Raw genomic sequence first — 7,390 nt, 5'->3', positions numbered from 1 at the left:
CCTCCCGCCTCCCGCCTCCCGTTGACATAGATCATGGACGCGTGCAGACGAATTGCCAAAAAATGACCCGATTCAATAGACTTGCAGTTCACCTTCTGGAGTTCGCCATGATGTCATTTCGTCTGGTCTCGATCATCGCAGTCACCGCTGCATTGGGCTTGGCCGGTTGCGCCCAAACACGCTACGGCCACATGGCGCATCACCCTGGCGCTGCGGCTTCAGCAACGGGGCAAGCCATGCCCATGGCCGGTCCCGGTAGCCCCATGGCGCGCATGGACGAACACATGACAGCCATGCGTGCCATGCACGACAAGATGTCGCGCGCCAGGACGCCCGAGGAGCGCAATGCCCTGATGGCCGAGCACCAAAAACTCATGCAGGAAGGCATGGGCATGATGGGTGGCATGGGTCCCGGCGCCATGGGAGGCATGGGAGGCATGATGGGTCCCGGCCCGGGCCCCATGGCCGGCGATCCGGCGGCACGCCAGCAATGGATGGAAAAACGCATGGAGATGATGCAGTCCATGATGCAGATGATGATGGACCGACTGCCCCCGCCGCCGGCCAAACCCTGAAAGAAACCATGACCCCCAGCACCACGTCCTCCGCCGGCGCCGCCTACGGCTTTTACTGCAAACCGGACGACAACAACTTTGCCCATGTGGTGACTCGTGCGACCGAGGCTCTCAAGGCCGAAGGCTTCGGCGTGCTGACCGACATCGACGTGCAGGCGACCATGAAAACCAAGCTGGGCGTCGATGTGCGGCCCTACCGCATCCTGGGTGCCTGCAATCCGCCGCTGGCGCATCGCGCCCTGACGGCCCAGCCCGACATCGGGCTGCTGCTTCCCTGCAACGTGATCGTGCGTGAAGATGACGACGGCAGCTTCACCGTGGGCTTCATGGACCCGGTGGCAGTGATGCAGATGACCGACGACCCCGAGGTGGCCCGGGTGGCCGACGAGGTGCGCAGCCGCCTCGAGCGGGTCCGGTCGGCGCTGATGGCGGCACCCGGCGGCGCCGCGAAGCCCTGAGAAGGTCAGCGCATGTACAGCCTGTTTGACGGCAGTGGCTACATGATGGGCATGCACGGGCTGGGATGGCTCGTACTGCTGGTCCTTCTCGCCGGGGTTTTTCTTTTCAGCCAGGGCCGCTATATAGACCGCGGAGGTGACCGGCGCGAAACGCCGCACGAGGTGTTGCGCAGGCGGCTGGCCAGTGGCGAAATCACCGTGGCGGAGTATGAAGAGCGCAAGGCGCTGCTCGATCGCGACAGCGGCCGGTCCGCCTGAAGCACGATCCGGCTTGCCACCCCCTCCCGCGGGCAGGGTTAAGGCCCCGGCGACTTGACCTTTCCATCATGGGAAGGTTTATCCTTTTCATGAAGCTGTTCAGGCCTTCAGATAAAAAGGATGCTTTCCATGCAATACACACCTCACCCTCACCCTCATCCTGATGGCGTGGCTGCCGGCCCTGCGCACGGCGCCGGACATGACCACAGTCACGTCCACACCGACGTCCCGACCGGCCTGAAGGACCCCGTCTGCGGCATGGCCGTCACCACAGCTTCAGGGCACCAGCTCGAGCACGAAGGCAGGTCCTGGTATTTCTGCAGCGCCGGTTGCCTCGGAAAATTCGCCGCCAATCCCTCGGCCTACCTCGACAGGCCGGCGGCCACACCCGCCCCTGAAACAAAAACCGCAGTTGCCGATGGCCAGGCCGGGACCACCGTCTACACCTGCCCCATGCACCCGGAGATCCGGCAGGATCATCCCGGCAACTGCCCGATCTGCGGCATGACGCTGGAGCCGGTCATGCCCAGTCTCGACGAGGACGACAACCCGGAGCTCAAGTCCTTCACCCGCCGATTCTGGTGGACGCTGCCGTTCACTGTGCTGGTCACCGCGCTGGCGATGTTCGGCCACCAGTCCGACTGGTTCGACATGGCCACCCAGAGCTGGGTCGAGCTGGTGCTGACCCTCCCCGTGGTGCTGTGGGCGGGCTGGCCGTTCTTCATGAGGGGTGCGCAATCGGTGATCCACCGCAGTCCCAACATGTGGACCCTGATCGGCCTGGGGACGGGCGCCGCTTTTGTTTACAGCGTGGTGGCGACCATAGCGCCCGGCGTGTTCCCCGACTCGTTCATTTCCATGGGCCGGGTGGCCGTTTATTTCGAGGCGGCGGCAGTCATCATTTCGCTGACGGTGCTCGGCCAGATGCTGGAGCTGAAGGCGCGCTCGCAGACCTCGGCCGCGATCAAGTCCCTGCTTGGGCTGGCGCCCAGGACCGCGCGGCGCCTCCGGCCCGACGGCACGGAAGAAGACGTGCCGCTGACCCATGTGCATGTGGGCGACAGCCTGCGGGTGCGCCCCGGCGAGAAAGTGCCGGTGGATGGTGTCGTCACCGAAGGCAGCAGCGCGGTCGACGAGTCGATGCTGACCGGAGAGCCCCTGCCCGTGAGCAAACGGGCGGGCGACAAGCTCATTGGCGCCACACTCAACACCAGCGGCGCCCTGGTCATGCGCTCCGAACGTGTGGGCGCGCAGACCATGCTGTCGCAGATCGTGCAGATGGTGGCGCAGGCCCAGCGCTCGAAGGCGCCCATGCAGCGCATGGCCGACCAGGTGGCGGGCTGGTTTGTCATGGCCGTGGTGGCCGTGGCCGTGCTGACCTTTTTCGGCTGGGGGTTGTTCGGCCCGCAGCCGAGCTGGGTCTATGGCCTGATCAACGCGGTGGCGGTGCTGATCATCGCCTGCCCCTGCGCACTGGGCCTGGCCACGCCAATGTCCATCATGGTGGCCACCGGCAAGGCGGCCGGCCAGGGCATTCTTTTCCGCGATGCGGCAGCCATCGAGCACTTGCGCACTGTCGATGTACTGATCGTCGACAAGACTGGCACGCTGACGGCCGGCAAGCCGGCATTCGACCGGGCGGTCCCGGCCGCCGGTTTCAGCGCCGACGAGGTGTTGCGGCTGGCCGCCAGCCTGGACCAGGGCAGTGAACACCCACTGGCAGACGCCATCGTGAATGCGGCGCGCGAGCGCGGCCTGACGCTGGACAAACCCGAGAGCTTCGAGTCGGCCAGCGGCATCGGTGTCAGCGGGCGTGTCGCCGGCCGGGCACTCGCGCTCGGCAACACGGCGCTGATGGAGCAGGCCGGTGTGGCGGTAGACGCCTTGCTGACGCAGGCAGAAGCGCTGCGTGCCGAAGGCGCCAGCGTGATGCACCTTGCCGTGGACGGCCAGCTCGCCGGCCTGCTGGCCGTGGCCGATCCGGTCAAAACCAGCACACCCGAGGCGCTGGCGATGCTGAAAGCCGCAGGCCTGCGCGTGATCATGGCCACAGGCGATGGCCTGACCACCGCCAAGGCCGTCGCCGCACGCCTTGGCATCGACGAGGTCCACGGCGGCGTCCAGCCCGCCGACAAGTTGATTCTGGTCAAGCGCCTGCAGGAGGAAGGCCACATCGTGGCCATGGCAGGCGACGGCATCAATGATGCGCCGGCCCTGGCCCAGGCCAATGTGGGCATCGCCATGGGCACCGGCACCGACGTGGCCATGAACAGCGCCCAGGTGACGCTGGTCAAGGGCGACCTGCGCGGCATCGCTCAGGCCCGGGCGATCTCGGAGGCCACCATCGCCAACATGAAGCAGAACCTCGGCTTTGCCTTTGTGTACAACGCGCTGGGCGTGCCGCTGGCTGCGGGCCTGCTCTACCCCTTCACTGGCTGGCTGCTGTCGCCGATGATTGCGGCCCTGGCGATGAGCCTGAGCTCGGTGTCCGTGATCAGCAACGCGCTGAGGCTGCGCAGGGCGCGTTTGTCGACCGCTGCGTGATGCCTCCGCGCGCGACACCCTCAGCCTGCCCGGCAGGGGCGGGCGTCCGCGCGGCCTTACACTGCCGCCATGCCGCCCCTGCCTGACTTCTCCACACTGCTGGGCCTGAGCGTGGCATTGGGCATCGGCCTGCTGGTCGGCGCGGAGCGCGAACGCCGCAAAGGCAGCGGGCCGACGCGCGGTGCAGCCGGCATACGCACGTTTGCGGTGGCCTCGGTGCTGGGCGCCGTCGGAATGTTGCTGGGCGGCGGCCTGTTGCTGGCGGCTGTTGCCCTGGTCATGGGCGCCCTGGCCGTCGTGTCCTATCAGCGCACGCGGGAGCAGGACCCGGGCATGACCACCGAAATCGCCCTGTTGCTGACTTGCCTGCTCGGCGGGCTGGCGATGCGCAACGCGGCCCTGGCTGCCGGTGTGGGTGCGGCACTGGCGGCGCTGCTGGCGGCACGCAACCGGCTGCACCATTTTGTGCGCAGCGTGCTGACCGAGCGCGAGCTGCACGATGCGCTGCTGTTTTCAGCGGCTGCCCTGATCGCCCTGCCGCTAGCCCCGGACCGTTTCATCGGCCCCTTCAGCGCCATCAACCCTCACGCCATCACCCAACTGGTGGTGCTGGTGATGGCTGTCAGCGCGCTCGGCTACGTGGCCACGCGCGCCCTCGGTCCGCGTTACGGCCTGCCGCTGGCCGGGTTCGCGGCGGGTTTCATCTCGAGCACGGCCACCATTCATGCCATGGGCACACGCGCGGCCGGATCGGGCACCCAGGCGGACGGGGCCATCGCCGGTGCGGTGCTCTCCAGCCTGGCCACTATGGTGCAGTTGGCGGTCGTGGTGGCTGCGGTGCAACCGGCACTGCTCGACACGCTGAGGTGGCCGCTGGTTCTCGGCGGTGTGGCGGCATGCGCCTACAGCCTGCTGTTTTTCCCGCGCGGAGCACCGGCGGCCCAAGCGGCAGCCGGCCGCCCGGAACAACAGGACCTGGGCCGGGCCTTCGACCTCAAGACCGCACTGGCATTTGCCGCCATCGTCAGCATCGTGCTGGTGGTGTCGGCAGCGCTCAGCGCCTGGCTGGGCGCACGCGGCACGCTGCTGGCGGCCGCAGCCACCGGGCTGGTCGATGCCCATGCGACCGCCGCCTCGGTCGCCTCGCTGGTGGCGGCCGGCAAGCTGCCGCTGGACGCCGCACTGTGGCCCATCCTGGCCGGCCTGAGCACCAACGCGCTGATGAAGGCCGTTGTGGCCTTCCACGCCGGGGGTGCCGCCTACGCGGCGCGTATCGTGCCGGGGCTGGTGCTGGTCATCGCCGCGGTCTGGCTGGGTGTGTGGCTGGGCTGAATGGAACAACGACGCCCTGCCGGGCCTGAACACTGGAATCGCAAATGCCCGCTGATGTCACCACCCCTGGCCTGTTTACCGACGAAACCTCCAGCACGCGCTGCGCCTGGTGCCAGGCCATGCCGCTGTACCGCCACTACCACGATACCGAATGGGGCTTTCCGGTCGCCGATGAACGCAGGCTGTTTGAAAAGATCTGCCTGGAAGGTTTTCAGGCCGGCCTGAGCTGGCTGACCATCCTGAACAAACGCGAAGCCTTTCGCAGCGCGTTCGCCAACTTCGATGCCGAGCAAGTGGCGCGTTTTGATGCCGCCGATGTCCAGCGCCTGCTCGGCGATGCAGGCATCGTGCGGCACGCCGGCAAGATCGCCTCGGCCATCAACAACGCGGGGCGTGTACTTGAGTTGCGCCGCGAATTCGGCTCGCTGGCCGCCTATGTCTGGCGGCTGGAGCCGGACGCTGCGAGCCGGCCCGAACACATCACCCTGGAAGCCGTACGCGCCCTGCCCCATTCGCCCGCCTCGGCGGCGCTGTCCAAAGACCTGAAGAAACGCGGCTGGACCTTTGTCGGGCCGACCACGATGTACGCCTTCATGCAGGCCATGGGCCTGGTCAACGACCACCTGGAGGGCTGCGCCAGCCGCGCACAGGCGCTGGCAGCCCGTGCGGCCTTCACGCCACCGGCTTGAAGGCGGCAGCCCTGCTACTGAATACATAGCTGCTTGCGCCCGTGGTTACTGGGCTGGAGGCCTTTTTTTGCTTCAAACCCTGGCAGATGGCACTCTTTTCAGCAGCCCCGCTGTGCTGCGCGGCCAGCCGATGCCGCCAAACCAGGCGCCGCCGGCAATCGCCCAGGCATTGAGCACGCCGTAGATCACCAGCGCCACCGCCTGGGCCAGAAAAACCCCGGCCAGGCCGCCGCCCCAGCGCAGGGCCAGCCAGCCGCCAGCAAGGGCCACCGCCAGCCGCGCCAGGTTGCCGAGCACCGGCCAGAGCAGCCGCCCGGCCCCCTGCGACGCAAAGTACAGCGCCAGGCCGAGCCCGAAAAAGCCATACACCGGCCCTACCACCCGCAGGTAGGCGCTGCCGGCTTCGATCATGGCCGGGTCACTGTTGAACAGTGACAACCAGGCCTTCGGAAACGCCGCGGCCCACAGGCCGATGGCTTCAGTCATCAGGAAAGCCATGCCCGCGCCTATCCAGGTGGCGTGCAGCGCGCGCTCGCGCCGGCCGGCGCCCATGCAGGTGCCGACCATCGCGACCAGCGGGGCACCGAAACCGAAGACCAGCGGCACCAGCAGATACTCCAGCCGCGACGCCGTGCCGTAACCGGCGATCGCCGCGGTACCGAAGCCGCCGACCAGCGCGGTGGTGATGCCGATGGCCAGGTTGGTGGCGACCGTGGACACCGTGCCGACCAGGCCGACACGCAGGATGTCCTTGAACAAAGCCCAGCGAAAACGGATGTGCGCGAGCGACGGACGCAGCAGGCTCTTCGGCGACCACAGGTACGTTGCCAGCACCAGGCTGCCCACCAGGTAGTAGGCCAGCAGCGCAATGGCCCCACCGGCGATGCCCAGCGCGGGCAGCGGACCCCAGCCGAAAATCAGCAAGGGCGACAGCGGCAGCAGCACCAGCGCACCCAGCACCGTGACATTGGCCGGCACCGCCATGTTGCCGGTGCCGCGGATCACCGCCGACAACGTGTTGAAAATCCAGACCAGCACGGCGCCGGCAAACACCCAGTTGGAATACACCATGGCCGCCTCCAGCGCGCCGCCGGTGCCACCCATGCGCGCATACAGCCAGCGCCCGCCGCCCAGCACCGCCACCGTGAACAGCAGCGCAAACACGGCGGCGATTACGATGGCATGCAGCACCAGCGCATCGGCATCGCCCTTGCGCCGCGCGCCGAGGGCACGTGCAATCGCCGAGGCAATGCCGCCGCCCATGGCACCGGCCGAGGTCATCTGCATCAGCATCACCACCGGAAACACCAGGGCCATGCCGGCCAGCGCGTCGGTGCCGAGTTTGCCGACAAACCAGGTTTCGATCAGCCCGACACCGGCCTGCGCCAGCATGACCAGCACATTGGGGGCGGCCAGACGCAGCAGCGTGGGGGCGATGGGGGCTTCCAGCAGCAGCCGCGTGCGCGGATCAAGATCAGCCCCCACGGTTGCTCACTTCGGGCCTGCGGCAGCGCCCTGCCCCTTGCACTGAAAA

At 67.5% G+C, this 7,390-nt stretch carries 7 protein-coding genes; 6 read left to right on the top strand and 1 reads right to left on the bottom strand.

Annotated elements, in window-relative coordinates:
* Positions 1–107: 107 nt before the first annotated feature.
* From B7G52_RS18750 to B7G52_RS18725, 6 genes are all read left to right on the top strand, one after another.
* Positions 108–575 carry a hypothetical protein gene (locus B7G52_RS18750; RefSeq protein ID WP_096699046.1) on the top strand — a complete coding sequence of 156 codons (468 nt, stop codon included), beginning with the start codon at positions 108–110 and terminating at the stop codon, positions 573–575.
* An 8-nt stretch (positions 576–583) separates the two neighbouring features.
* On the top strand, positions 584–1,033 hold the full coding sequence (locus B7G52_RS18745; protein WP_096699045.1) for a DUF302 domain-containing protein: 450 nt from the start codon (positions 584–586) through the stop codon (positions 1,031–1,033).
* Positions 1,034–1,045: 12 nt separating this feature from the next.
* The gene (locus tag B7G52_RS18740; protein WP_240523522.1) at positions 1,046–1,291 is read left to right on the top strand and encodes an SHOCT domain-containing protein; all 246 of its coding nucleotides are present in this window, start codon (positions 1,046–1,048) and stop codon (positions 1,289–1,291) included.
* A 129-nt stretch (positions 1,292–1,420) separates the two neighbouring features.
* Positions 1,421–3,835 (top strand): heavy metal translocating P-type ATPase, encoded by a 2,415-nt coding sequence (locus tag B7G52_RS18735; protein ID WP_096699050.1) that lies wholly within the window; start codon positions 1,421–1,423, stop codon positions 3,833–3,835.
* Between the two features lie 69 nt (positions 3,836–3,904).
* Complete coding sequence (locus tag B7G52_RS18730; RefSeq protein ID WP_096699044.1) at positions 3,905–5,167, top strand: DUF4010 domain-containing protein; 1,263 nt, start codon at positions 3,905–3,907, stop codon at positions 5,165–5,167.
* 44 nt (positions 5,168–5,211) lie between these two features.
* A complete protein-coding gene (locus B7G52_RS18725) occupies positions 5,212–5,856 on the top strand; it encodes a DNA-3-methyladenine glycosylase I (protein WP_096699043.1) in 645 nt (214 codons plus the stop codon).
* Between the two features lie 72 nt (positions 5,857–5,928).
* Here B7G52_RS18725 and B7G52_RS18720 read toward each other — a convergent pair whose 3' ends face one another.
* Positions 5,929–7,341 carry an MATE family efflux transporter gene (locus B7G52_RS18720; protein WP_096699042.1) on the bottom strand — a complete coding sequence of 471 codons (1,413 nt, stop codon included), beginning with the start codon at positions 7,339–7,341 and terminating at the stop codon, positions 5,929–5,931.
* Between the last annotated feature and the right edge of the window lie 49 nt (positions 7,342–7,390).

This window comes from Polaromonas sp. AER18D-145 (assembly GCF_002379095.1).
In the GTDB taxonomy this organism is placed as follows: Bacteria; Pseudomonadota; Gammaproteobacteria; order Burkholderiales; family Burkholderiaceae_C; genus Polaromonas.
Note: the sequence above shows the minus strand (reverse complement) of the source record. Positions and strands in the feature narration are given on the sequence as shown.